Origin of the sequence: Agromyces sp. MMS24-K17 (assembly GCF_043950245.1) — a bacterium.
Classification (GTDB): Bacteria; Actinomycetota; Actinomycetes; order Actinomycetales; family Microbacteriaceae; genus Agromyces.
Genome location: NZ_CP171640.1, coordinates 2,330,194 through 2,354,523 on the forward strand (window position 1 = coordinate 2,330,194; position 24,330 = coordinate 2,354,523).

Annotated in this window: 22 protein-coding genes; 16 read left to right on the forward strand and 6 right to left on the reverse strand. The window is 71.3% G+C overall.

Features of this window, described 5'->3' with window-relative positions:
- The first annotated feature begins 133 nt into the window (after positions 1–133).
- Positions 134–658: a hypothetical protein gene (locus ACGGZK_RS10670; RefSeq protein WP_395242645.1), complete on the forward strand. Its 525-nt coding sequence runs from the start codon at positions 134–136 to the stop codon at positions 656–658.
- Here the strand turns inward: ACGGZK_RS10670 and ACGGZK_RS10675 are convergent, their stop codons facing one another.
- Positions 659–1,420 carry a CPBP family intramembrane glutamic endopeptidase gene (locus ACGGZK_RS10675; protein ID WP_395242646.1) on the reverse strand — a complete coding sequence of 254 codons (762 nt, stop codon included), beginning with the start codon at positions 1,418–1,420 and terminating at the stop codon, positions 659–661.
- Positions 1,421–1,627: 207 nt separating this feature from the next.
- On the opposite strand from ACGGZK_RS10675, the gene ACGGZK_RS10680 reads away from it, so the two are divergent.
- From ACGGZK_RS10680 to ACGGZK_RS10705, 6 genes are all read left to right on the forward strand, one after another.
- Positions 1,628–3,247 (forward strand): ABC transporter substrate-binding protein, encoded by a 1,620-nt coding sequence (locus ACGGZK_RS10680; RefSeq protein WP_395242647.1) that lies wholly within the window; start codon positions 1,628–1,630, stop codon positions 3,245–3,247.
- Between the two features lie 186 nt (positions 3,248–3,433).
- The gene (locus ACGGZK_RS10685) at positions 3,434–4,363 is read left to right on the forward strand and encodes an ABC transporter permease (RefSeq protein ID WP_395242648.1); all 930 of its coding nucleotides are present in this window, start codon (positions 3,434–3,436) and stop codon (positions 4,361–4,363) included.
- Complete coding sequence (locus ACGGZK_RS10690; RefSeq protein ID WP_395242649.1) at positions 4,353–5,306, forward strand: ABC transporter permease; 954 nt, start codon at positions 4,353–4,355, stop codon at positions 5,304–5,306. Before ACGGZK_RS10685 ends, ACGGZK_RS10690 begins: the two co-directional genes overlap by 11 nt.
- Positions 5,303–7,063, forward strand: coding sequence for a dipeptide ABC transporter ATP-binding protein (locus tag ACGGZK_RS10695; protein ID WP_395242650.1), 1,761 nt, complete (start codon positions 5,303–5,305; stop codon positions 7,061–7,063). The genes ACGGZK_RS10690 and ACGGZK_RS10695 overlap by 4 nt, the downstream gene beginning before the upstream one ends.
- 221 nt (positions 7,064–7,284) lie before the next feature.
- On the forward strand, positions 7,285–9,189 hold the full coding sequence (typA, locus tag ACGGZK_RS10700; RefSeq protein WP_395242651.1) for a translational GTPase TypA: 1,905 nt from the start codon (positions 7,285–7,287) through the stop codon (positions 9,187–9,189).
- Between the two features lie 336 nt (positions 9,190–9,525).
- Positions 9,526–10,221: a M23 family metallopeptidase gene (locus tag ACGGZK_RS10705; protein WP_395242652.1), complete on the forward strand. Its 696-nt coding sequence runs from the start codon at positions 9,526–9,528 to the stop codon at positions 10,219–10,221.
- A gap of 57 nt (positions 10,222–10,278) precedes the next feature.
- Here ACGGZK_RS10705 and ACGGZK_RS10710 read toward each other — a convergent pair whose 3' ends face one another.
- The gene (locus ACGGZK_RS10710) at positions 10,279–11,118 is read right to left on the reverse strand and encodes an enoyl-CoA hydratase/isomerase family protein (protein ID WP_395242653.1); all 840 of its coding nucleotides are present in this window, start codon (positions 11,116–11,118) and stop codon (positions 10,279–10,281) included.
- Between the two features lie 171 nt (positions 11,119–11,289).
- Here ACGGZK_RS10710 and ACGGZK_RS10715 point away from each other — a divergent pair, with 171 nt between their 5' ends.
- From ACGGZK_RS10715 to ACGGZK_RS10735, 5 genes are all read left to right on the forward strand, one after another.
- The gene (locus ACGGZK_RS10715) at positions 11,290–11,757 is read left to right on the forward strand and encodes a hypothetical protein (protein WP_395242654.1); all 468 of its coding nucleotides are present in this window, start codon (positions 11,290–11,292) and stop codon (positions 11,755–11,757) included.
- On the forward strand, positions 11,754–12,155 hold the full coding sequence (locus ACGGZK_RS10720) for a hypothetical protein (protein ID WP_395242655.1): 402 nt from the start codon (positions 11,754–11,756) through the stop codon (positions 12,153–12,155). Before ACGGZK_RS10715 ends, ACGGZK_RS10720 begins: the two co-directional genes overlap by 4 nt.
- Before the next feature lie 39 nt (positions 12,156–12,194).
- Complete coding sequence (fdxA, locus tag ACGGZK_RS10725; RefSeq protein WP_395242656.1) at positions 12,195–12,515, forward strand: ferredoxin; 321 nt, start codon at positions 12,195–12,197, stop codon at positions 12,513–12,515.
- 1 nt (position 12,516) lies between these two features.
- Positions 12,517–13,632, forward strand: a complete 1,116-nt coding sequence (dapC, locus tag ACGGZK_RS10730; protein ID WP_395242657.1) for a succinyldiaminopimelate transaminase — start codon at positions 12,517–12,519, stop codon at positions 13,630–13,632.
- A 190-nt stretch (positions 13,633–13,822) separates the two neighbouring features.
- A complete protein-coding gene (locus tag ACGGZK_RS10735) occupies positions 13,823–15,133 on the forward strand; it encodes a citrate synthase (RefSeq protein ID WP_395242658.1) in 1,311 nt (436 codons plus the stop codon).
- Positions 15,134–15,206: 73 nt separating this feature from the next.
- Here the strand turns inward: ACGGZK_RS10735 and ACGGZK_RS10740 are convergent, their stop codons facing one another.
- Positions 15,207–17,738 carry a penicillin acylase family protein gene (locus ACGGZK_RS10740; protein ID WP_395242659.1) on the reverse strand — a complete coding sequence of 844 codons (2,532 nt, stop codon included), beginning with the start codon at positions 17,736–17,738 and terminating at the stop codon, positions 15,207–15,209.
- Positions 17,739–17,824: 86 nt separating this feature from the next.
- Complete coding sequence (dapD, locus tag ACGGZK_RS10745; protein ID WP_395242660.1) at positions 17,825–18,784, reverse strand: 2,3,4,5-tetrahydropyridine-2,6-dicarboxylate N-succinyltransferase; 960 nt, start codon at positions 18,782–18,784, stop codon at positions 17,825–17,827.
- Positions 18,785–18,840: 56 nt separating this feature from the next.
- On the opposite strand from dapD, the gene dapE reads away from it, so the two are divergent.
- From dapE to ACGGZK_RS10760, 3 genes are all read left to right on the forward strand, one after another.
- The gene (gene dapE / locus ACGGZK_RS10750) at positions 18,841–19,932 is read left to right on the forward strand and encodes a succinyl-diaminopimelate desuccinylase (protein ID WP_395242661.1); all 1,092 of its coding nucleotides are present in this window, start codon (positions 18,841–18,843) and stop codon (positions 19,930–19,932) included.
- Positions 19,933–19,942: 10 nt separating this feature from the next.
- Positions 19,943–21,175, forward strand: a complete 1,233-nt coding sequence (locus ACGGZK_RS10755; RefSeq protein WP_395242662.1) for a hypothetical protein — start codon at positions 19,943–19,945, stop codon at positions 21,173–21,175.
- A 137-nt stretch (positions 21,176–21,312) separates the two neighbouring features.
- Positions 21,313–21,486, forward strand: coding sequence for a DUF3117 domain-containing protein (locus ACGGZK_RS10760; RefSeq protein WP_067875042.1), 174 nt, complete (start codon positions 21,313–21,315; stop codon positions 21,484–21,486).
- Between the two features lie 115 nt (positions 21,487–21,601).
- On the opposite strand, the gene ACGGZK_RS10765 is transcribed toward ACGGZK_RS10760, so the two are convergent.
- Complete coding sequence (locus ACGGZK_RS10765; RefSeq protein WP_395242663.1) at positions 21,602–22,234, reverse strand: O-methyltransferase; 633 nt, start codon at positions 22,232–22,234, stop codon at positions 21,602–21,604.
- An 88-nt stretch (positions 22,235–22,322) separates the two neighbouring features.
- On the opposite strand from ACGGZK_RS10765, the gene ACGGZK_RS10770 reads away from it, so the two are divergent.
- Complete coding sequence (locus ACGGZK_RS10770; protein ID WP_395242664.1) at positions 22,323–22,715, forward strand: twin-arginine translocase TatA/TatE family subunit; 393 nt, start codon at positions 22,323–22,325, stop codon at positions 22,713–22,715.
- 24 nt (positions 22,716–22,739) lie between these two features.
- On the opposite strand, the gene ACGGZK_RS10775 is transcribed toward ACGGZK_RS10770, so the two are convergent.
- A complete protein-coding gene (locus tag ACGGZK_RS10775; RefSeq protein ID WP_395242665.1) occupies positions 22,740–24,290 on the reverse strand; it encodes a succinic semialdehyde dehydrogenase in 1,551 nt (516 codons plus the stop codon).
- Positions 24,291–24,330: the final 40 nt, after the last annotated feature.

Genomic DNA, 24,330 nt, shown 5'->3' on the forward strand with positions numbered 1-24,330 from the left:
GGGAGCGACCCCGGGCGCCGCCCGCGGCGCGCCGGATCCGCCCGATCGCGCCTCGTGGTGAACCCGGGGACGCCGGATCCCGTGTTCCCTGCGTGGCCGCGAACGCGGTCGCGTCCGATCGAAGGGAACTCCCATGAAGTCGAGATTCGCCATCGGCCTGGCCGTGGCCTCCCTCGCCCTCCTCGGGCTGGCCGGCTGCTCGTCGGGCGGCTCCTCCGACACCGCGACGGAGGACTCCGACATGTCCGCCTCGACCCCGGCCGAGACGGAGGACGGCGACGAGGGAGCGGACGACGACGTCGCCGTGACGTCGCTGACGACCGCCGACTCCGACCTCGGGACGATCGTCGTCGACGGCGACGGCATGACCGTGTACCAGTTCGACAACGACACCCAGGGCACCGACACCTCGGCCTGCACCGGCCAGTGCCTCGACAACTGGCCGCCGGTGTACGCCGGCGACGAGCTGCCGTCGCTCGACGGCGTGACCGGCGAGCTGGGCGAGATCGACACGCCCGACGGCGAGTCGCAGCTCACCCTGAACGGCTGGCCGCTGTACTACTTCGCGGGCGACCAGGCCGCCGGTGACGTGAACGGCCAGGGGGTGAGCGACGTCTGGTGGGTGCTGAGCCCGGCGGGCGAGCCGATCACGGGCTGATCACGAGGCCGGGGCGAACAGCCCCGGCCACCACGCCGCCGCGAGCGGGTACCCGACGAAGGAGGCGATGTCGAGGATCCAGTGCGCGATCACGAGCGGCATCGTGCGGCCCCACCGGGTGTAGCACCAGCCGAAGACGACGCCCATCAGGGCGTTGCCGACGAACGGCCCGAACCCCTGGTACAGGTGGTACGTGCCGCGCAGGAGCGCGCTCGAGAGGATCGTCGCCCACGGCCCGACGCCGAGTTCGCGCAGCCGCGTGAACAGGTAGCCGACCACGATGATCTCCTCGGTGAGCGCGGCCTTGAGGGCCGCCAGCACGAGGATCGGGATGGTCCACCAGTGCGGGTCGAGTGGTGCGGGCACCACCGCGACGGTCCAGCCGAGCGCCCGGCCGGCGGCGTAGAGGGCGAGCCCGGGCACGCCGATCACCGCGACGAGGGCGACGCCCGCGCCGAGGTCGCGCCACGGGCGGGTCAGGTCGAAGCCGATGCGCCGGAACGGCGACCGGCCGGGCTGCCAGAGCAGGTAGAGCGCCAGCGCGACGACGAAGAGCCCGAAGAACACGTCGAGGAACTGGTAGGTGAAGTCGAGCCATTCGCGGCTCGACCGCGACTGGTTGATCGATGCCGACTGCTGCGACAGCGGGGTCTCCGCGGTCAGGCGCGAGATGATCGACACGATCGAGTACACGGCGGATGCCCCGAGCGAGAGCCCGAGCACGATGGCGATCTCGACACGCAGGCGACGGGCGGAGGACATGCGGAAATCCTCGCATGCTGCTCGGATGCGCAAGGAATCGGCGTGCATTGCGCATCCGTTGGCCCTCGAACAGGTCGCAGGTTGCGGCCCGATAACGGTTTCCCCGTTCGTTGCTCGTTTGGAGGCACGCGGTACTTACTCTGGATGCATTCGCGCCGACGGACGCCACGAGCTCTTCGTCGTCGCGCCCATCTCACAGGAGGAACATTGAAGATCAAGGGAATCGGCGTCGCCGCCGTTGCTCTTGCTGCGGCTGGAGCGCTCGTGCTCACCGGCTGCACGAGCAACTCGGGCGATTCGACCGACGGCGCCTCGAGCGCGATCATCACGACGAACGGCTCCGAGCCGCAGAACCCGCTGGTGCCCACCAACACCAACGAGGTCGGCGGCGGCAAGATCCTCGACGCGATCTTCGCGGGCCTGGTCTACTACGACGCGGATGGCGCCCCCCACAACGACGTCGCCGAGTCCATCGAGACCGAGGACGCGCAGAACTACACCATCAAGATCCGCGATGGCCTGAAGTTCACGAACGGCGAGCCGGTCACGGCCAACTCGTTCGTCGACGCCTGGAACTACGGCGCCGACACGGCCAACGGCCCGCAGCTGTCGCAGTACTTCTTCGAGGGCATCAAGGGCTTCAGCTACGACGAGTCCGTCCCCGAGCTCCCGGGCCTCGTGGTCGTCGACGACACCACGTTCACCGTCGAGCTGAACCAGCCGGAGTCCGACTTCCCGCTGCGCCTCGGCTACTCGGCGTTCTACCCGCTGCCCGAGTCGGCCTTCGAGGACATCGACGCCTTCGGCGCGAACCCCATCGGCAACGGCCCGTACATGCTCGACGGCGAGAACGCCTGGCAGCACAACGAGAAGATCGACCTGACGGTCAACCCGGACTACGACGGTGACCGCAAGGCGCAGAACGACGGCCTGTCGATCATCTTCTACGCCTCGCAGGACGCGGCGTACGCCGACCTGCAGGCCGGCAACCTCGACATCCTCGACGCGATCCCCGAGTCGGCGCTCGCGACCTACGAGGACGAGTTCGGCGACCGCGCCGTCAACCAGGCCGCGGCCATCTTCCAGTCCTTCACCATCCCGGGGCGCCTCGAGCACTTCGGCGGCGAGGAGGGCAAGCTCCGTCGTCAGGCCATCTCGATGGCCATCGACCGCGAGGAGATCACCGACGTGATCTTCGAGGGCACCCGGACCCCGGCCAAGGACTTCACGTCGCCGGTCATCGACGGCTACTCCGAGGACATCCCCGGTAGCGAGGTCCTCGAGTTCAACCCGGAGAAGGCGAAGGAACTGTGGGCCCAGGCCGACGCCATCGCCCCGTGGAGCGGCACCTTCCAGATCGCGTACAACGCCGACGGTGGCCACCAGGGCTGGGTCGACGCCGTGTCGAACCAGCTGAAGAACAACCTCGGCATCGACGCGTCGGGCGCTCCGTACCCGACCTTCGCCGAGGCTCGCACCCTCATCACCGACCGCACCATCCAGACCGCGTTCCGCAGCGGTTGGCAGGCCGACTACCCGGCGCTGTTCAACTTCCTCGGCCCGCTGTACGGCACGGGTGCCGGCTCGAACGACGGCGACTACTCGAACCCCGAGGTCGACGCGCTCTTCAGCGAGGGTCTCGCCGAGACCGACCTCGCCGCTGCGAACGAGAAGTTCCAGGCCGCGCAGGAGATCCTCTTCCAGGACCTCCCCGCCGTGCCGCTCTGGTACTCGAACGTCAACGGCGCTTCGTCGGAGGCCGTGTCGAACGTCCAGTTCGGCTGGAACTCGGTGCCCCTCTACTACGAGGTCACCAAGGGCGAGTAATTCTCGATCCTGGTCGCCCCGGGGTTAGACTCTGAGGCGCCCGTGGGGCGGCAGCCATCCGGCTGCCGCCCCACATCCACGTTTCCCCCGGTGCCGTGCCCATCCGGCGTAGCATCGTGAGAGCAGTCCCAACCACGATGAGGGTTCATCAACATGCCAACTACCACGGAACGGCGGGCCTGATCCATGGCCGGCTATATCGTGCGCCGACTGCTGCAGGCGATCCCTGTGCTGCTCGGCACCACCTTCCTGATCTACTTCATGGTCTTCGCCATGCCCGGCGACCCGATCGTCGCGCTGTTCGGCGACAAGACCCCGCCCCCGCAGGTCCTGGAGGCGCTTCGCGAGAAGTACCACCTCGACCAGCCGTTCATCGTCCAGTACCTGCTGTTCCTCGGCGGGATCTTCCGCGGCGACTTCGGCACCTCGTTCTCGGGTGAGCCCGTCTCCGACATCCTCGCCCGCACCTTCCCCGTCACGATCCAGCTCGCCATCATGGCGGTGCTCATCGAGATGGTGGTCGGCATCAGCGTCGGCCTGGTCTCCGGCCTCCGCAAGGGCGGCATCTTCGATGCCAGCGCCCTCGTCGTGAGCCTCATCCTGATCTCGCTGCCGATCTTCGTGATCGCGTTCGTCGCGCAGTACGTCTTCGCCATCCAACTCGGCTGGTTCAGTCCCACGGTGAGCAGTGGCGCTCCCATCCAGGACCTGATATTGCCGGCGATCGTGCTCGCGACGATCAGCCTCGCGCAGATCGTGCGCCTCACCCGTGCGTCGGTCATCGACACGGGTGGCCAGGACTTCGTTCGCACTGCCGCGAGCAAGGGCCTGGCACGTGGGCGCATCGTGCCGGTGCACATCCTGCGCAACTCCCTCATCCCCGTCGTCACCTACCTCGCCGTCGACTTCGGCGTGCTCATGGTGGGCGCCACGGTGACCGAGGGCATCTTCAACGTTCCCGGCGTCGGCCGGACGCTCTACCAGGCGATCATCCGCGGAGAGGGACCGACCGTCGTCTCCTTCGTGACCGTCATGGTGCTGATCTACCTCGTGGTGAACCTGCTGGTCGATCTGCTGTACGCCGTTCTCGACCCGAGGATCCGCTATGCCAAGTAACGCCAGGATCGACCAGCAGCACTACGTTGCGCCGGTCGAGGAAACCCCAGTCGCCGTCGTCGACGCCGTCAAGACCGAGGGCAAGCCCTCGAACCTGTGGCGCGACGCCTGGCTCGACGTCCGTCGCCGTCCGATGTTCTGGATCTCCGCGGCGCTCATCGTGCTCGTCGTGGTCGTCGCGCTGTTCCCGGGCCTGTTCACGCAGGTGCCGCCGAACAACGACTGCCAGCTGTCGAACAGCAACGCCGGGCCGACCGAGGGACACCCGCTCGGCTTCACGAAGCAGGGCTGCGACATCTACTCGCGGATCATCCACGGCACGTCGACGTCGCTGTCGGTGGGCCTCATCGTGACCGCCCTGATCGCCATCCTCGGCATCACCATGGGCGCCATGGCGGGCTTCTACGGCGGATGGATCGACTCGGTGCTCTCCCGCCTGGGCGACATCTTCTTCTCGATCCCCTACATCCTCGCCGCCGTCGTCATCATGTCGGTCTTCTCGAAGTACGCGAACGTGTGGGTGATCTCGCTCGCGATCGGCATCTTCGCGTGGCCGGCGACGGCCCGCGTGCTGAGAGCCGAGATCCTCAGGGTGAAGAACTCCGACTTCGTCATGGCCGCCACGGCCCTGGGCGTGTCGCGGTTCCGCATCCTGCTGCGTCACGTGCTCCCGAACTCGATCGCGCCCGTCATCGTCATCACGACCATCGGCCTCGCGTCGGCGATCGTGGCCGAGGCGACGCTCTCGTTCCTCGGCGTCGGCCTCCCGTCGACGGTCATGTCGTGGGGCAACGACATCTCGCAGGCGCAGAGCGACCTCCGGACCGCGCCGCAGACGCTGATCCTCCCGTCGATCGCCCTGTCGGTGACCGTGCTGAGCTTCATCATGCTCGGCGAGGTCGTCCGCGACGCGCTCGACCCGAAGGCGAGGGCCCGCCGATGAGCGACCTCCAGAACGGAACGAACGTGCAGGCTGACGGGCAGGAGCGTCCGCTCCTCCAGATCAAGGACCTGAAGGTCGGGTTCAAGACGCAGGAGGGCGAGGTCACCGCCGTCGACGGCGTGAACCTCACGCTCTACCGCGGCCAGAGCCTCGCGATCGTGGGCGAGTCGGGTTCCGGCAAGTCGACGACCGCGCACGCGATCATCAACCTGCTCCCCGGCAGCGGCCGCATCACGGGCGGCCAGATCCTCCTCGACGGCCAGGACATCACCAAGGCCTCGGCCAAGGAGATGGAGGCGATCCGCGGTCGCAAGATCGGCTTCGTCCCCCAGGACCCGATGTCGAACCTGAACCCGGTGTGGTCGGTCGGCTTCCAGGTCGAGGAGGCCATCAAGGCCAACGGCATCGCCACCGGCAAGCAGGCCGTGCGCAAGCGCGCGGTCGAGGTGCTGAAGCAGGCCGGCCTGCAGGACGCGGACCGGCGCCTGAAGCAGTTCCCGCACCAGTTCTCGGGCGGCATGCGCCAGCGCGTGCTCATCGGCATGGGCCTCGCGGCCGATCCGATGCTGCTCATCGCCGACGAGCCCACCTCGGCGCTCGACGTCACGGTGCAGCGGGTCATCCTGGATCACCTCGAGTCGCTGACGCGCGAGCTCGGCACCACGCTGCTGTTCATCACGCACGACCTCGGCCTCGCGGCCGAGCGCGCCGAGCAGCTCGTCGTGATGTACAAGGGCAAGATCGTCGAGTCGGGCCCGTCGGTGCAGATCTTGCAGAACCCGCAGCACCCGTACACGCAGCGGCTCGTCGCCGCGGCGCCGAGCCTCGCCTCGCGCCGCATCCAGGCGTCGGGCGGCCTCCACGAGGCGGAGACGTCCTTCGCCGCGGATGCCTCCTCCGCCGCCGGTGACTCGATCGACCTGATCGCGACCGCCGAGGCGCGCGCCGAGGCGCTCGAGTCGGCCCAGTCGCAGCCGCCGGCGATCGTGGTGGAGGGCCTGACGAAGGTCTTCAAGATCCGCGGTTCCGGCGACTTCACCGCCGTCGACGACGTGTCGTTCCAGGTGGCGAAGGGCACGACGACGGCGCTCGTCGGTGAGTCGGGTTCGGGCAAGTCGACCGTGGCGAAGATGATCCTGAAGCTCGAGGACGCCACGAAGGGGCGCATCCTCGTCGGCGGCAAGGACGTCGCGTCGCTCGCGGGTGCCGAGCTGTTCGGCCTCCGCAGCCGCATGCAGCCGGTGTTCCAGGACCCGTACGGGTCGCTGAACCCGCTGCGCAACATCGGCAACACGATCGCGGAGCCGCTGTTCACGCACAAGGTCGGCACGAAGGCCGAGCGTCGCGCCCGGGTCCTCGAGCTGCTCGACCAGGTGTCGCTGCCGCGCACGCTCATCGGTCGCTACCCGAACGAGCTCTCGGGCGGCCAGCGCCAGCGCATCGCCATCGCGCGTGCGCTCGCGCTCAAGCCGGAGATCATCGTCCTCGACGAGGCCGTGTCGGCGCTCGACGTGCTCGTGCAGGCCCAGATCCTGCGCCTGCTCGCCGACCTGCAGGCCGAGCTCGGTCTCACGTACCTCTTCATCACCCACGACCTCGCGGTCGTGCGCGTGATCGCCGACAACGTCTGCGTCATGCAGCGGGGTCGGATCGTCGAGGCGGCGACGACCGACGAGGTCTTCGACAACCCCAAGGAGCAGTACACGCGTGCGCTGCTCGACGCGATCCCCGGCGCGAACATCCCGCTCGGCGCGTAGCCCGGGTCGGTCCCTCGCCGGACCGCCCGCACCGAACGCCCGGCCGCACCTGCGGCCGGGCGTTCGGCGTCCACTCGGGAAGGCGCGGTAGGCTGGTTGTCGCGCACGCCGTGCATACGGCCGGTCCTGCGCTCCCCAGACTTCCACCAGCGCATCGCGCTGCCGATCGCGAGCCCGCTCGCGAGCCCGGCGGCGGATGCCCCACCGCGAGGATTCCACCCATGGCGAATGCCACCCGCTCCGACCTGCGCAACGTCGCGATCGTCGCGCACGTCGACCACGGCAAGACCACGCTCGTCGACGCGATGCTCAAGCAGACCCACTCGTTCGCCGAGCACGCGCACGTCGACGAGCGTGCGATGGACTCGAACGAGCTCGAGCGCGAGAAGGGCATCACGATCCTCGCCAAGAACACGGCGGTGGAGTACAACGGCGCGCACGCGACGAACGGCCCCGTGACGATCAACGTGATCGACACCCCGGGCCACGCCGACTTCGGCGGCGAGGTCGAGCGCGGCCTGTCGATGGTCGACGGCGTGGTGCTCCTCGTCGACGCGAGCGAGGGCCCGCTGCCGCAGACGCGCTTCGTGCTGCGCAAGGCGCTCGAGGCGAAGCTGCCGGTGATCCTCCTGGTCAACAAGACCGACCGTCCCGACGCCCGCATCGAGGAGGTGGAGGAGGAGAGCCACGACCTGCTCCTCGGCCTCGCGAGCGACCTCGCCGACGACGTGCCCGACCTCGACGTCGACGCGATCCTCGACGTGCCCGTGGTCTACGCCTCGGGCAAGGCCGGCCGCGCCTCGCTGAACCGCCCCGCCAACGGCGAGCTGCCCGACAGCGACGACCTCGAGCCGCTCTTCGGCGCGATCCTCGAGCACGTGCCGGCCCCGACGTACGACGACGAGGCCCCGCTGCAGGCATGGGTCACGAACCTCGACGCATCGCCGTTCCTCGGCCGCCTCGCGCTGCTGCGCGTCTTCAACGGCAGGATCCGCAAGGGCCAGACGGTCGCGTGGGTCCGCCACGACGGCACGCACTCGAACGTGCGCATCACCGAGCTCCTCAAGACGAAGGCGCTCGAGCGCTTCCCGGCCGAGGAGGCCGGTCCCGGCGACATCATCGCCGTCGCGGGCATCGAGGAGATCACCATCGGCGAGACCCTCGCCGACCCGGAGGACGTGCGCCCGCTGCCGGCGATCACCGTCGACGACCCCGCCATCTCGATGACCATCGGCACGAACACCTCGCCGATCGTCGGCAAGGTGAAGGGCCACAAGCTCACCGCCCGCATGGTGAAGGACCGCCTCGACCGCGAGCTCATCGGCAACGTGTCGCTGAAGGTCGTCGAGATCGGCCGTCCCGACGCGTGGGAGGTGCAGGGTCGCGGCGAGCTGGCCCTCGCCATCCTCGTCGAGCAGATGCGCCGTGAGGGCTTCGAGCTCACCGTCGGCAAGCCGCAGGTGGTCACCAGGCAGGTCGACGGCAAGACGCACGAGCCGTTCGAGCACCTCACCATCGACGCGCCCGAGGAGTACCTCGGCGCGATCACCCAGCTGCTGGCCGCCCGCAAGGGCCGCATGGACGGCATGTCGAACCACGGCACCGGCTGGGTGCGCATGGAGTTCATCGTGCCGAGCCGCGGCCTCATCGGCTTCCGCACCGAGTTCCTCACCATCACGCGCGGCACCGGCATCGCGAACGCGATCTCGCACGGCTACGAGGCCTGGGCCGGCTCGATCGTGACCCGCAACAACGGCTCGATCGTCGCCGACCGCGCCGGCGTCGTCACGCCGTTCGCGATCATCGCGCTGCAGGAGCGCATGTCGTTCTTCGTGAACCCCACCGAGGAGGTCTACGAGGGCATGGTCATCGGCGAGAACTCGCGCGCCGACGACATGGACGTGAACATCACGAAGGAGAAGAAGCTGACGAACATGCGTTCGTCGACGGCCGACACCTTCGAGTCGATGACCCCGTCGCGTCAGCTCACCCTGGAGGAGTGCCTCGAGTTCGCCCGCGAGGACGAGTGCGTCGAGGTGACGCCCGAGAAGGTGCGCATCCGCAAGGTCGAGCTCGACCAGACGGCGCGCGCGCGGCTCACGAGTCGCCTCAAGAAGCAGGGCTGACCGCAGGTCGGCAGTGCAGGGCCCCGGGCGTACGCCCGGGGCCCTGCGTCGTTCCGGCGCGACGGCTCGGCAGCCCCGCGGCGCGTCGGTGCGACGGCGGCGCGAGCGGGCGAAATGTGAGCGCGTCCATACGTTCGGATGATTCGTGGATGAACCGGGCAGGGTCTTCCCAGAAACGGTACGTACGGTAACCGAGGTCTTTTCACGTACCTGTTCGATACCCGATTCCCCCGATACGAAACTCACGCGCTCCATATGACCTCGAAGCTCCGCGGCCGCCGTTCGGCAGGCCGGAACCACCCCGCTGCCCGTTTCCCCCGCTCGACCCGACGTGCCGTGCTCCCGACCCTCGCGATGACGTTCGCCGGCGGCATGCTCCTCGCGACGAGCATGCCCGCGCTCGCGCTGACCGCCACCTCGGCGGAGCCGGTCGCGAACATCTACGAGCCGACCGTGGCCGATCGGATCGTCGGTCCGGGCCAGAAGCTCGCGGTGTCCGACTCCGCCACGATGACCCAGGTCGCCGCCGAGTCCTACCGGGTGGAGGTCGCTCCGCCGCCCATCAGCTCCGCGGTCGCCGGCCTCGGCACCGTGCAGCTCGACCAGGCGAAGGCGATCGTGTGGCCGGTCGTCGACCCGTCACGTACGAGCGACGGCTTCGGGCCGCGCTCCGCGCCCTGCGCGGGCTGCTCGACGAACCACGACGGCGTCGACTTCCTCGCGGGCAACGGCACGCCCATCATGTCGATCGCCGACGGCGTCGTGGTGCTCGCCACGGAGAACGGCGGCGGGCTCGGCGTGAACGTCGAGGTCCAGCACAACATCGACGGCCAGGTCATCACGAGCTCGTACGCCCACATGCAGTACGGCTCGCTCCAGGTCGTCGTCGGCCAGCACGTGACCGCCGGCCAGCAGGTCGGCGTGCTCGGCTCGACCGGCCAGTCGACCGGCCCGCACCTGCACCTCGAGATGTTCGGCGCCGATGGCGTGCGCTTCGACGGCATGGCCTGGCTGCACGCCCGCCTGGGCTGACCGAGCTGCGTCGCGGGCCGGCGAGAGCCGAATCGGCGCCGGCGCGGCGGTCAGCGGTCAACCGCCGAACGCCGGCTTCCGCTTCTCGAGGAACGCCGCCACGCCCTCCTGCTTGTCGGCCGTGCCGAACGCGTCGGCGAAGCCGTCGACCTCCAGGTCGGTCGCCGTCGCCGTCGGCGTGCCCGCGGCGGCCACGAGCACGCGCTTCGCGATCCCGACGGCGCTCGGCGAGTTGGCCGACACGGCGGCGACGGTCTCGCGGGCGGCGGCGAGCATCGCGTCGCGGTCGGCGAAGCGGCGCAGGACCAGGCCGGATGCCACGGCCTCGTCGATGCCGATCCGGCGACCCGTGTAGACGAGCTCCTTCGCGAGCGCCGCGCCGACCGCCCGCGGCAGCCGCACGGTGCCGCCGAACCCCGGGATGAGGCCCAGGAGCACCTCGGGCTGGCCGAAGGCCGAGGCATCCGTCGCGTAGATGAAGTCGCACGCGAGCGCGAGCTCGAGCCCGCCGCCGAGCGCGAAGCCGTCGACGCAGGCGATGACGGGCGCCGGGAGCGCCTCGATCGCGGCGGCCACGGCGTGCCCGCGGCGCGCGGTCGCGGTGCCCTCCTCGACGCCCATGCCCGACATCGCGCGGATGTCGGCGCCGGCGACGAACGCGCGGCCGCCCGCCCCGGTGAGGATCACCCCGCGCACGTCCGGCCCCTCGGCCGCCAGGCCGGCGAAGGCCGCCGCGAGCGCGTCGAGCACCTCGGGGGAGAGGGCGTTCAGGGACGACGGCCGGTCGATGACGACGACGGCCAGGCCGCCATCGCGCTCGACGCGCACGGCGTCGCCCGCGGTCGTCGCGGCCTCCGGCGTCGTCTGGTCGGGGGTGGTCCGCTCGGTCTCCGGCATCGTCGTCGATCCTCTCTCCGCGGCCCGCGCCGCCGTGCCCCACGCTACGGCACCGCCCGCACGGACGCGGCGGGCTCGCGCCGCTAGACTCCACGACGGGGGAGCGTTGCCCGCGCGCAACGTCGGAATCCACAGCCGCCCCCGACCCCGTCATCGCCGAGGAGGCCCCGCATGTCCCGCCTGCGCATCCGTCGCACCGTCATCGCCACCGTCGTGGCCGCATCGCTCGCCGCAGGCCTCAGCGGCTGCTTCTTCAACCCGTTCGACCCGGCCGGCAGCGTCGAGGACGCGGTCGAGGGCGCCGTGGAGGGCGCGACGGGCGGCGACCTCGACGTCAACCTCGGCGAACTGCCGGAGGGCTTCCCGTCGGAGGTGCCGCTCATCGACGGCAAGATCGTGGTCGCGGCCGGCACCGGCGGCGACGAGGGCTGGTTCGTGACCATCGAGACGGACTCGACCGACCCGGTCGCCGACGCGACCGCCGCGCTCGACGCCGCCGGGTTCACCGAGCAGGCCGACCTGCAGGGCGTCGAGGTCGAGGCGGTCGCCGTCCGCACGAACGGCACGTATGACGTGTTCGTCGTCGGCGACCAGGACGGCACCGTGACCTACACCGTGACCCAGACGGCCGCCGGATGAGCGGCGGCACGGGAGCCCGGGTCGCGACGCTCGTGATCTCGGCCTTCGTGGGGCTCGTCTACGGCGCGCTCGGCACCATCGGGCACCGCCACACGATCGTGATCGGCGACGTCGCGATCCCGTGGGGGCTGATCGCCGCCCTCGTGGGGGTCGCCTGCCTGGTCGTCGGCCTGCGGATCATCGTGGGCCGTTGGGCGGCCGCTGCCGCGGGCCTCGGCGTCATCACGGCGGTCGGCCTGCTGTCGCTGCCAGGCTTCGGCGGCAGCGTGCTCATCGTCGGCGACCTGCTCGGCACGGTCTGGGCCGTCGGGCCCGCGCTCATCGTGGTGCTCGTGATCGCCTGGCCGAATCTGTCCACCCTGCGACGCACGACGACACCGGCCGCCGCCGGAGCCTAGACTGGACCTCTCAGCCTCTCGAAGGGAACGCCACCCACCGTGACCTACGTCATCGCCCTGCCCTGCGTCGATGTGAAAGACCGCGCCTGCATCGACGAATGCCCCGTCGACTGCATCTACGAGGGTGAGCGCTCGCTGTACATCCACCCCGACGAGTGCGTCGACTGCGGTGCCTGCGAGCCCGTCTGCCCCGTCGAGGCGATCTACTACGAGGACGACCTCCCCGAGGAGTGGGCCGACTACTACAAGGCCAACGTCGAGTTCTTCGACGAGATCGGCTCGCCCGGCGGCGCCGCCAAGGTCGGCGTGATCCCGACCGACCACCCGCTCGTCGCCGCGCTGCCCCCGCAGGGGCACTGAGGTGGCGCTCGGGGCGCTTCCCGACTACCCCTGGGACCTGATGGCCCCGTACCGGGAGCGTGCCGAGGAGCATCCCGACGGCGTCGTCGACCTCTCGATCGGCTCGCCGGTCGACCCGACGCCCGACGTCGTGCGCCACGCGCTCGCGGAGGCGACGGATGCGCACGCGTATCCCGCGACGATCGGCACGCCGGCGCTGCGCAGGGCGATCGTCGACTGGTTCGCGCGTCGTCGCGGGGTCACCGGGCTCGACGAGGCATCCGTGCTCCCGACGATCGGCTCGAAGGAGCTCGTCGCGCTGCTGCCGTTCATGCTGGGCGTCGGCGAGGGCGACGTCGTCGTCCACCCGCGGGCGGCGTACCCGACGTACGAGATCGGCGCCGTGCTCGCAGGCGCCACCGCGTTCGCGTCGGACGACCCGGCCGAGTGGTCGGAGGCGACCCGACTCGTGTGGCTGAACAGCCCGGGCAACCCCGACGGCCGCGTGCTCGACGTGGCGGAGCTGCGTGCGGCCCGCGACCGGGCGCGCGAGCTCGGCGCCGTCATCGTCGGCGACGAATGCTACGCGGAGCTCGGCTGGGACGCCCCGTGGCACGACGAACCGGTTCCGAGCCTGCTCGACCCGCGCGTCACCGACGGCGACCCGGCGGGCACCCTCGCGATCTACTCGCTGTCGAAGCAGTCGAACATGGCGGGCTACCGCGCCGCGTTCGTCGCGGGCGATCGGGCGCTCATCGCGCGCCTCACCAACGTCCGCAAGCACGCCGGCCTCATGCTGCCGGGTCCGCTCCAGGCGGCGATGGTCGCGGCCCTCGGCGACGACGCGCACGTCGCCGAGCAGCGCGAGCGCTACCGCGCCCGTCGCGACGTGCTGAAGCCCGCGCTCGAGGCGGCCGGGTTCCGCATCGACCGGAGCGAGGCGGGCCTGTATCTGTGGGCGACCGAGGGGCGCGACGCCTGGGAGTCGATCGCGCGGCTCGCCGACCTCGGCATCGTGGCCGGCCCGGGGCACTTCTACGGGGTGCACCACCCGCAGCACGTGCGGCTCTCGCTGACGGCGACGGATGAGCGCGTCCGTGCCGCAGCCGACCGGCTCGCGGGCTCCGCAGCCGCCTGACGCCGCCGCCTGACGCGGCCGCGCGGCGCGGCCGCAGTCGCATCGCTCTCGGCGACCGCCAACGGATGCCGCGTTCCATTGGCGGATGCCACAGTAGGCCGCCTCCCCGTCTAGGCTGTATTCGGGCTGCGAGCGTCGAGTGGCGCCCAGCCGGAGAGGTGACCGGGAAGTGACGATCACAGGAGGCGCCGTGAGCGACGTCAACAACCAAGCGGCCGGGCAGGAGCCCCGCACCGCGACGCTGTCGTTCCCGGGCGGTTCCGCGCAGCTGCCGATCCTCCCCGCCGTCGACGGCGCATCGAGCCTCGACGTGTCGGCCCTCACCCGCCAGACCGGGCTCACCGCGCTCGACTACGGCTTCGTGAACACCGCATCGACGCGGTCGGCGATCACGTACATCGACGGCGGCAGCGGCATCCTCCGCTACCGCGGCTACCCGATCGAGGAGCTCGCGTCGCACTCGACGTACCTCGAGGTCGCCTGGCTGCTCATCTACGGGTCGCTGCCGACCGCCGACGAGCTCGCCGCGTTCGACGAGAAGATCCGCCGCCACACGCTGCTGCACGAGGACCTCAAGCGGTTCTTCTCGGCGCTGCCGCACACGGCGCACCCGATGGCCGTGCTCTCGAGCGCGGTCGCGGCGCTGTCCACGTACTACGAGGACACCTCAGACCCGAACGACCCCGACCACGTCGAGCTGACGACCATCCGGCTCCTCGCGAAGCTGCCGGTCATCGCCGCGTACGCGCACAAGAAGAGCATCGGCCAGGCGTTCCTCTACCCCGACAACTCGCTGTCGTTCGTCGAGAACTTCCTGCGGCTGAACTTCGGCAACATGGCCGAGCCGTACGTCGTCGACCCGACGCTGGCACAGGCGCTCGACCGCCTGCTGATCCTGCACGCCGACCACGAGCAGAACGCGTCGACCTCCACCGTGCGGCTCGTCGGCTCGACCGGGGCGAACCTGTTCACCTCGATCTCGGCCGGCATCCAGGCGCTCTCGGGCCCGCTGCACGGCGGCGCGAACGAGGCCGTGCTGCAGATGCTCGCCCGCATCCAGGAGTCGGGCGAGGGCGTCGGCCGCTTCGTCGAGCGCGTGAAGCGCAAGGAGGACGGGGTGAAGCTCATGGGCTTCGGGCACCGCGTCTACAAGAACTACGACCCGCGCGCGAAGCTCGTCAAGGAGTCGGCCGACGCGGTGCTCGCCGGCCTCGGCGTCGACGACCCGCTGCTCGACATCGCGAAGGAGCTCGAGCAGTTCGCCCTGGAGGACGACTACTTCAAGGAGCGTCGCCTCTACCCGAACGTCGACTTCTACACCGGCGTCATCTACAAGGCGATGGGCTTCCCGACGCGCATGTTCACCGTGCTCTTCGCGATCGGCCGCCTGCCGGGCTGGATCGCGCACTGGCGCGAGATGAACCTCGACCCGCAGACGAAGATCGGCCGGCCGCAGCAGCTGTACACGGGCGACCCCGAGCGGCACTACCCGCGCGGCTGAGCCCTCGGGCCTCGCGCCCGCCCGTCGAACGGCCCGTCCCTCCGGGGGCGGGCCCGTTCGCGTCCCGCCGGGCTCAGCCGGTCGCGGGCCGCAGCTCCAGCGTGTCCAGCTCGGCCTCGTCGACCGCTTCGGGGCTGAACGCCCACGGCAGCGTCTCGCCGGCCTGCCAGAGCTCGGTCTGGTCGGTGTAGTGCGGCGAGAACGCGTGCCCGGAGGCGCCCGTGAGGTTGATCCAGCGCGACCGGTCGAAGTCCGCGAGGTCGACGACCATGCGCATCGACGGCACCCAGCTCACCTCGTAGCCCTCCGTGGCATCCCACGCGATCGCGTTCACGATGCCCGAACCGCCGCCGAGCTCGTACGGCCCGCGGTTGAAGAGCCACTCGACGGGGCCGATGCCCGACTTCCCGAAGCTCTGGTTCGTGAGGGTGAGCGTGTGCAGGCGCCCCCAGCGCCAGTTCGCCGGGTCGCTGCCGAGGCGGTCGCCGGCCTCGGTCCAGGCGGCCGCGAGCGCCGACGCGAGCACGGCGTCGCGGCCGGTCGCGTCGGTGCGGTGGTCGGTCCACCACGGGGAGGCGGGGTCCTGCAGCAGGGTGCCGACGACGGCGTACCAGCGATCGCCGCCCGTGGGCCGGGTCTGCTCGGGCAGCTCGGAGAACATCCGGTCGAGGAGGGTGCGCCAGAACACCGCGAAGTACGCGGCGCCCGCGCTGTCGGCATCGGCGCGGGCGTCCCAGTCGGCCAGCAACGCGGCGCCGCGCGCGGCGTCGCCATCGAGGTCGAGCCCGGCGATCACCTCGAGGAACGCGGCGGCGTTCTGGTCGGCGACGTCGAGTTGGAGGTCGGCCATGCGCTCGACGGTCAGCGGCTCGCCCGCGTCGAGGTGCGCGCGGATGCCCTGCTCGATCGCCCTGGCACGGTAGCCGTAGTCCCAGTCGGCCGTGAGGAACGGGCCGTCGGCGCGCACGGCGTTGTTCGCCGTCACGATGTACCCGCGCGCCGGGTTGAGCTCGCTCGGCAGGTCGCCGAACGGCACCCGGCCGAGCCATCCGTTCGCGCTCGTCCAGCCGGCCAGCGGCAGGGTGCCGTCGCCGGCGGCGCGGATCGGGATGTTGCCCGGCGCCTGGTAGCCGATGTTGCCGTCGACGTCGGCGTAGATCAGGTTCTGGCTCGGCACGTCGAACATCGACGCGGCGGAGCGGAAGCCGTCCCAGTCGGCGGCGCGGTCGAGCGCGAAGATCGCCTGGGCGGTGGTGCCGGGCGTGAGGGCCGTCCACTGCAGGCTGAGCTCGTAGGCGCCCTCGGCCTGCCCGGTCGCGGCGGGGTAGCCCTCGGCGATGGCCGTGAAGTCGGGCGAGATGTCGGTGACGAGGGGCCCGCGGGCCGTCGAGCGCACCCGGATCGCGACGGGGTCGCCGCCCGCGACCTCGATGACCTCCTCGCGGACGGTGAGCGCCACCATGCGGCCGTCGAGCTCGTAGGTGTCGCCCTCGACGCGCTCGACGAACAGGTCGGCGACGTCCGGGCCGAGGTTCGTGAAGCCCCAGGCGACGCGGTCGTTGTGCCCGATGATCACGCCCGGCAGTCCCGAGAAGGTGTACCCGGCGACGTCGTAGTGGCAGGCGTCGCTGCGGACGCGGCACTTGAGGCCCATCTGCACCCAGATCGACGGCATCGTCGGCCCGAGATGCGGGTCGTTCGCGAGGAGCGGCTTGCCCGTGTCGGTGAGCGCCCCGGAGACGACCCACGAGTTCGAGCCGATCTCCCCGCCCGCCGGCCCGATCAGGTCGGGCAACCCGTCGAGCGTGGCGCGCAGGGCCGCGAACGCGGCCGACGCGCCCTCGGGCAGCGCGACCGGTCCGCCGGCCGACGCGGGCGCGGAGGGCTGGCCGCCGATGATGGTCGGCATCGTCGCGAAGTCGTAGCCGGGGTGCAGGGCGGCGACCTCGGCGGGCGTCAGCGCCGTCGTGAGCAGGGCTCGGTCGATCTCGTCCTCGAGGTTCGAACGCAGGTCCCACGCCATGGCCTTGAGCCACGCGATGGAGTCGACGGCGGTCCACGGCTCGGGCTCGTACCCGGCGCGCTGGAGCCCGAGCACCGCGTACTCGAGCGAGAGGTCCGCACCCGACCGCTCGTCGAGGTAGGCGTTCACGCCGGCCGCGTACGCGTCGTACAGCGCCCGCGTCGGCTCGTCGAGCAGCCCGTACTCGGCTTCGGCGACCGCGCGCCAGCCGAGCGTCCGGATGAATGCGTCGGTGCCGACCTGCGACGACCCGAACCACTCGCTGAGCCGCCCCGCCGTCACGTGCCTGCGGAAGTCCATCTCCCAGAACCGGTCCTGCGCGTGCACGTAGCCCTGCGCGAGGAACAGGTCGTGGTCGGTCTCGGCGATGACCTGCGGGATCCCGTTCGCGTCGCGGAGCACCTCGACCGGGGCGTCGAGGCCGACGAGGTCGACGTGCCCGTTCGTGGTGGGGAACGACCGCTGCACGGTCCACACGCCGAGGCCGGCGGCGCCGAGGGCGACGACGAGCACGGTCACGAGCAGGCCGACGAGGATGGGGGCGAGCACGCGCCGGTGCGTGCGGGGGGCGTCGGTACCCACGTCACTCCTTCGTGATCACGGGGCGGGCGGCCGTCGGCCGCCCGGAGCAACACTGTACCCCGCGCACGCGGCGGAGCCGCGCGTTGCTACGCGTGCAGCGCGGCGTTCAGCAGCACGCCCTCGCCGGTGCGGGAGAGCACCTCGACCTGGCCGGTGAGCGAGTTGCGGCGGAACAGCAGGTTCGGCACGCCGCTGAGCTCGACCGCCTTGGTGATGCGCGGCGTCTGGCCGGTGCCGGGCACGAGCGACACCTTCGTACCGGCGGTCACGTAGAGGCCCGCCTCGACGACGGTGTCGTCGCCGATCGAGATGCCGATGCCGGAGTTCGCGCCGAGGAGCGCCCGCTCGCCGATCGACACGCGCTGCGTGCCGCCGCCCGACAGGGTGCCCATGATCGAGGCGCCGCCGCCGATGTCGGACCCGTCCCCGACGACCACGCCCTGCGAGATGCGCCCCTCGACCATCGAGGAGCCGAGCGTGCCGGCGTTGAAGTTCACGAACCCCTCGTGCATCACGGTCGTGCCGGGCGCCAGGTGCGCGCCGAGGCGCACGCGCGAGGCATCCGCGATGCGCACCCGCTCGGGCGTCACGTAGTCGAGCAGGCGGGGGAACTTGTCGAGCCCGGTCGCGTGGATGCCGGCGCGCTGCAGCGCCGGCCGCAGGCGGGCGAAGTCGTCGGGGTGCACGGGGCCCGCGTTGGTCCACAGCACGTTCGGCAGGTGCCCGAAGACGCCGTCGAGGTTGATCGTGTTCGGCGCGACCACGAGGTGCGACAGCAGGTGCAGGCGCAGGTACGCGTCGGACGTGCCGGCGGGCGGCGCGTCGAGGTCGACCTCGACGACGACGGCCTCGACCGTGACCGCGCGGCGCTCGTCGGCGCCCGCGAGCGCAGCCCACTGCTCGGGCAGCGCGGCGCCCTCGGGCGCGGCGCCGAGCCCCGGCGCCGGGAACCAGGTGTCGAGCACGGTGCCGTCGGCGGCGATCGTGGCGAGGCCGGCGCCCCAGGCGGGGCGGGCGTGCGTGGTCGAGGCGTCGTTCGCGGGCATGCCCCCAGCGTACCGAGGCCCCGGATGCCCCGCCCCCGCGCTCGTAGGATGGGGACATGCCTGCAGCCTTCCCCGCCCTCGACCTGTCCGCCGACGCCGTCGCGCTCACGCAGGCCATCTGCGACGTGCCGAGCGAATCGGGCGACGAACGGGCGCTCGCCGACCTCATCGTCGACGCGCTCGCCGCGTACCCGCACCTCGAGGTCATCCGCGACGGCGACTGCGTCGTCGCCCGCACGAACCTGGGCCGCGCGCAGCGCGTCGCGATCGCCGGGCACATCGACACCGTGCCGATCAACGACAACGTGCCGACGCGCTTCGAGGACCACGACGGCGAACGGTACCTGTGGGGCCGTGGCACGGCCGACATGAAGGCCGGCGTCGCCGTGCAGCTGAAGCTCGCCGCCGAGCTCGCCGAGCCCGTGTACGACCTGACGTGGATGTGGTACGACCACGAGGAGACCTCGCAGGAGCTGAACGGCCTCGGCCGGCTCGCCCGCAACCGCCCCGACCTGTTCGAGGCCGACTTCGCGATCCTCGGCGAACCGTCGAACGCGCGCATCGAGGGCGGCTGCAACGGCACCATCCGGTTCGAGCTGCGCGCCTACGGCGTGCGCGCGCACTCGGCTCGCGGCTGGGTGGGCGACAACGCGATCCACAAGCTCGGGCCCGCCCTCGCGCGGCTCGCGGCGTTCGAGGCCGAGACGATCGACGTCGACGGGCTCGCCTACCGCGAGTGCCTGAACGCGGTCGGCGTCTCCGGCGGGGTCGCCGGCAACGTCATCCCCGACGAGGTCATGCTGCACGTGAACTACCGCTTCGCGCCGAGCCGCACGTCGGGCGAGGCGATCGAGCGGATGCGCGCGCTGTTCCCCGAGTACGAGCTCACCGTCGTCGACCGCTCCGACGGCGCGCGGCCCGGGCTCGACGCCCCCTTCGCGCAGGAGTTCGTGGCGATCGTGGGCGGCGACCCGGCGCCGAAGTACGGCTGGACGGATGTCGCGCGCTTCAGCGCCCTCGGCGTGCCCGCGGTGAACTTCGGGCCCGGCGACCCGCTGAAGGCCCACGCCGACGACGAGCGCGTCTCGGTCGACCAGATCCACTCCACGGAGCGGGCGCTGCGCGCCTGGCTCACGGGCGCCGCCTGACGGGCGCCGCGTGACCGACACGGCGTCCGGCCCGCGGGAGGTCGATCCGTTCCGCACGACCCGCTGGTCGCCGCGGGTGCGGTGGCGCGTGCTGCCGTGGTGGGCGCGGGTCGTGCTCGTGTACCTCGGCGCCCGGGCGGTGTCGGCGGTCTTCCTGCTCGTGCTCGCCGCCGGGCAGGGGCAGAACGCCTGGACGGATGCGCAGCCCGACCTCTGGCAGTACTCGCAGCTGTGGGACGCCCACTGGTACCGGCTGATCGGCCTCTACGGCTACCCGGCCGAGCTGCCGCTCACCGACGACGGCCGGGTGGGGGAGAACGCGTGGGCGTTCCTGCCGATGTACCCGGCGATCGTGCGGCTGCTCGAGCTCGCGTGGGTGCCCTGGCCGGTCGGATCGGTGCTCGTCTCGTTCGCCGCCGGCCTCGGCACGGCGCTCGTGCTGCACCGGCTCATGTCGCGGTTCCTCGAGCCCGACCGGGCGATGTACGCCGTGGTGCTCTTCTGCGTGGCGCCGGTCTCGCCGATCCTCCAGGTCGGCTACGCCGAGGGGCTCGGGCTGCTGCTCCTCGCGGTCGCGCTGCTCCTGCTGGTCGACCGGCGGTACGGATGGCTGCTCCCCGTCGTGCTCGTCTGGGCGTTCACCCGGCCGGGCACGCTGGCGTTCGCGCTCGCCCTGGGGCTGCACTGGCTCGTGCGCTGGTTCACCCGCGCCCGCGACCCGTTCCCGGTGCGCGAACGCTGGCAGGCGGCGGGCGCCGCGGTGTTCGCGGGCGTCATGGGGCTGGCCTGGCCATTGATCGCCTGGGCGGGCACCGGCGACCCGCGCGCGTACACCGACACGGAGCTGGCCTGGCGGAGCGCATACCTCGGCCCGGTCGAGCTGGTGCCGTTCACGGCGTGGTTCCAGGGCGGGGACTGGTGGCTGCACCAGCCGCTCGGCACGATCGTCCCGATCGCGCTGATCATCGGGTTCGCGCTGGTGCTGTGGTCACCATGGGCGCGCCGCCTCGGGGTCGACCTCCGGCTCTGGCTCGGCAGCTACGCGCTGTACCTCCTCGCCGTGTTCTTCCCGCAGTCGAGCACCTTCCGGATCCTCGCGCCCATGTTCCCGCTCGTGGGCGTGCTCGCGATCCCGCGGGCGCGGTGGTACCGGTGGTCGCTCGTCATCGTCATGCTCGCCCTGCAGTACTGGTGGCTCACGGTGTGCTGGGCGGTCGCCGACTACGACTGGACGCCGCCGTGATCCGGGCGGCGAGCCTGCCGTGAGCCCCGTCGCGGGCCCGCCCGCGCGTCGTCGCTTGTCCACAGCCGGACCGCGATTTCCGGAGAGTCCGATCCACGGGGGATAATGGAGGCTGAAGCCACGAAAGGGGAAGCTCAATGGCGGCCATGAAGCCACGCACCGGAGACGGGCCGATGGAGGCTGTGAAGGAGGGTCGTCTCATCATCGTGCGGGTACCGCTCGAAGGTGGCGGCCGCCTCGTCGTCTCGGTGAACGATGCTGAGGCCAAGGAGCTCTACGACGTCCTCGGCGGCGTCGTGAACCCTGCCTGATCAGGGGTCTCCTCGAGCCCGGGTCGCTTCGGCGGCCCGGGCTCCCTCATTTCCCGGCGCGTTCCAGCAGCGAGCGGATGCCCCGCGCGGCTCCAGGGGCATCGCCGAGGATGGACTAGGAGCCGAGCTTCACCAGCTGCAGCAGGCCGTCTCCGGCCGGTGAGATCGCCGTGGTCACCGCGGGCGAGGCCGCGAGCTCGGCGATGAGCGTGCGGAACGCCACCGCGGTCTCGTCGCGCTTCGCAGGGTCGGCGACGCGGCCCTTCCACAGCGCGCGGGCGACGATCACGCTGCCGCCGGGCTTCGCGAGCCGCAGGCCGTGCTCGACGTACTCGATGACGGAATCGGGGTCGGCGTCGATGAAGACGATGTCGTACGACGCCTCGTTCATGCGGGGCAGCACGTCGCTCGCGCGGCCCGCGATGAGCCGGATGCGCGCCGGCGCGACGCCTGCATCCGCGAAGTTCGTGCGCGCGTGCTGCTGGTACTCGGTCTCGCTGTCGATCGAGGTGAGGAGCGCACCGCGGGCGGCCTGGAGGAACGCGAGCCCCGAGACGCCGACGCCCGTGCCGACCTCGATCACGGCCTCGGCCCGGCTGGCGGCGGCGAGCACGCCGAGCTGGGCGGCGACCGCCGGGGAGACCGCGTCGATGCCGAGTTCCAGCGACTGCTGCCTGGCGCGCGCGACGGCGTCGCTCTCGACGACCGACTCGTCGACGTACTTCCAGTTCAGGTCGTGTTCGGACACGTGCGGCTCCAAGGTATCGCTCGATCTCCAAGGATAGGGGCCGCCGGGAGGTGCGATGCGACGCCTCGCCGCCGACTAGTCTGGAGGGGTGTTCGGCCTGACGTTCGAGAAACTCCTCATCATCGGGGTGATCGCCGTCTTCCTGCTGGGTCCGGAGCGCCTGCCGCACTACGCAGCCAAGCTCGGCCAGCTCGTCCGTTCGCTGCGCGACCTCGCCAACGGCGCGAAGGACCGCATGCGCGACGAGATGGGGCCGGAGTTCGACGACGTCGACTGGAAGAAGCTCGACCCGCGTCAGTACGACCCGCGCCGGATCATCCGCGAGGCCCTCGTCGAGGTCGACCCCTTCGCCGAACCCGAGCAGCGCCCGGTCGTGGCGCGGGCCGCGGTCAACGAGAACTCGGCGTACCTCGAGCGCAAGCGCAAGCGCGAGGGGCTCGGCGCCGGCGAGGCCGCCCCGTTCGACACCGAGGCGACCTGACCCGACGCGCGAGCGCCCGCGCCGTCAGCTGCGGCGGATGGCCCGCAACGCGCGCGTGAGCAGCAGGAACGGCCCTTCGAGGGCGCGGAACTCGGCCCCGGTGCGCGGTAGGGCCAGCACCCCCGTCGTGCGCGACACCGTCACCGGGTCGACGAATCGGAGCAACCCCTCGCGGCCGTTGCGCCGGCCGAGGCCGGAGGCCTTCACGCCGCCCATGGGGGCGGCGACCGAGCTGAACGCGCCGCGGTAGCCCTCGTTGATGTTGACGCTGCCGGCGACGAGCGCGTCGGACACCCGCTTCGCGGTCTTCGAGGAGCGCGTCAGCACCGACGCGTTCAGGCCGTACTCGCTCGCGTTCGCCGCGAGCACCGCCTCCACCTCGTCGTCGACGAGGTACAGCGAGGCGATCGCGCCGAACGTCTCGGCCGCGTACACGTCCATCTCGGGGGTGACGCCGGTGAGCACCGTGGGTTCGAAGAACCACGGGCCGACGTCGGTGCGCGGCTTGCCGCCGACGAGCACGGTCGCGCCCTTCGCGAGCGCGTCGTCGAGGTGGGCGGTCACGCGCGTCAGTTGCGCGGCGCTCGCGAGCGAACCGTAGTCGGCGTCGAAGTCGAGGGCGGAGCCGAGCTTCGGGTCGGAGAGCCGCTCGACGAGGGCGGCGGTGAACGGGCCGGCGATCTTCCGGTGCACGTAGATCCGCTCGATCGACACGCAGAGCTGGCCCATCGCCGAGAAGCATCCGTACGCGACATCCGCCGCGGCCTGCACCGGGTCGACGTCGTCGAGCACGATGATCGGGTTCTTGCCGCCGAGCTCGAGCGAGGCGCCGACGAGGCGCCGCCCGGCCTTCCCGGCGATGCGGCGACCGGTCGCGGTGGAGCCGGTGAAGCAGATGTAGTCGACGGTGTCGGTGAGGGCCTCGCCGGCCTCGTCGGCGGAGCCGGTGACGACGGCCCAGAGCGCCTCGGGCACGCCGGCGTCGATGAACGCGCGGCGGAGCGCGAGGATCGAGAGCGCGCCCTGGTCGTCGGCCTTCTGCACGACGGCGCAGCCCGCCGCCAGCGCGGGAACGACGTCCATCGCGGCGAGGCTGAGGGCGTAGTTCCACGGCGTGATGACGCCGGCCACGCCCTTCGCGCGGTAGCGCACGCGGGTGGTGACGAGCGTCGGCAGCCCGGCGCGGACGCGGCGGCCGCGGAGCACGCGCTGCGCCTCGAGTGCGTTGTAGCGGGTGACGGCGGCGGCCTGCACGAGTTCCTCGAGGGCCTGGCCGCGGGTCTTGCCGCTCTCGATCTGGACCAGGTCGAGCAGCAGTTCGCGGCGCTCGAGGATGAGGTCGTGGGCCCGCAGGAGCACGCGGCGGCGGTGCGCGAAGCCGGCGCGCGCCCACGCGAGCTGCGCGAGCCGCGCCCGCGACACCGCGTCGCGGACGTCGTCGCCCGTGGAGCGGGGGAGGTCGTGGTGGCGTTCGCCGGTCGCGGGGGATGGCACGGGAACGGTGTCGGAGCCCGAGGCGACGACGTCGTCGATCAGGCTCGCGAACAGGGCGGGGGAGGCCGTCTGGGCAGGCATGCGGCAAAGTCTAGGTCAGATGTCCCAGTTCTGGATGGGC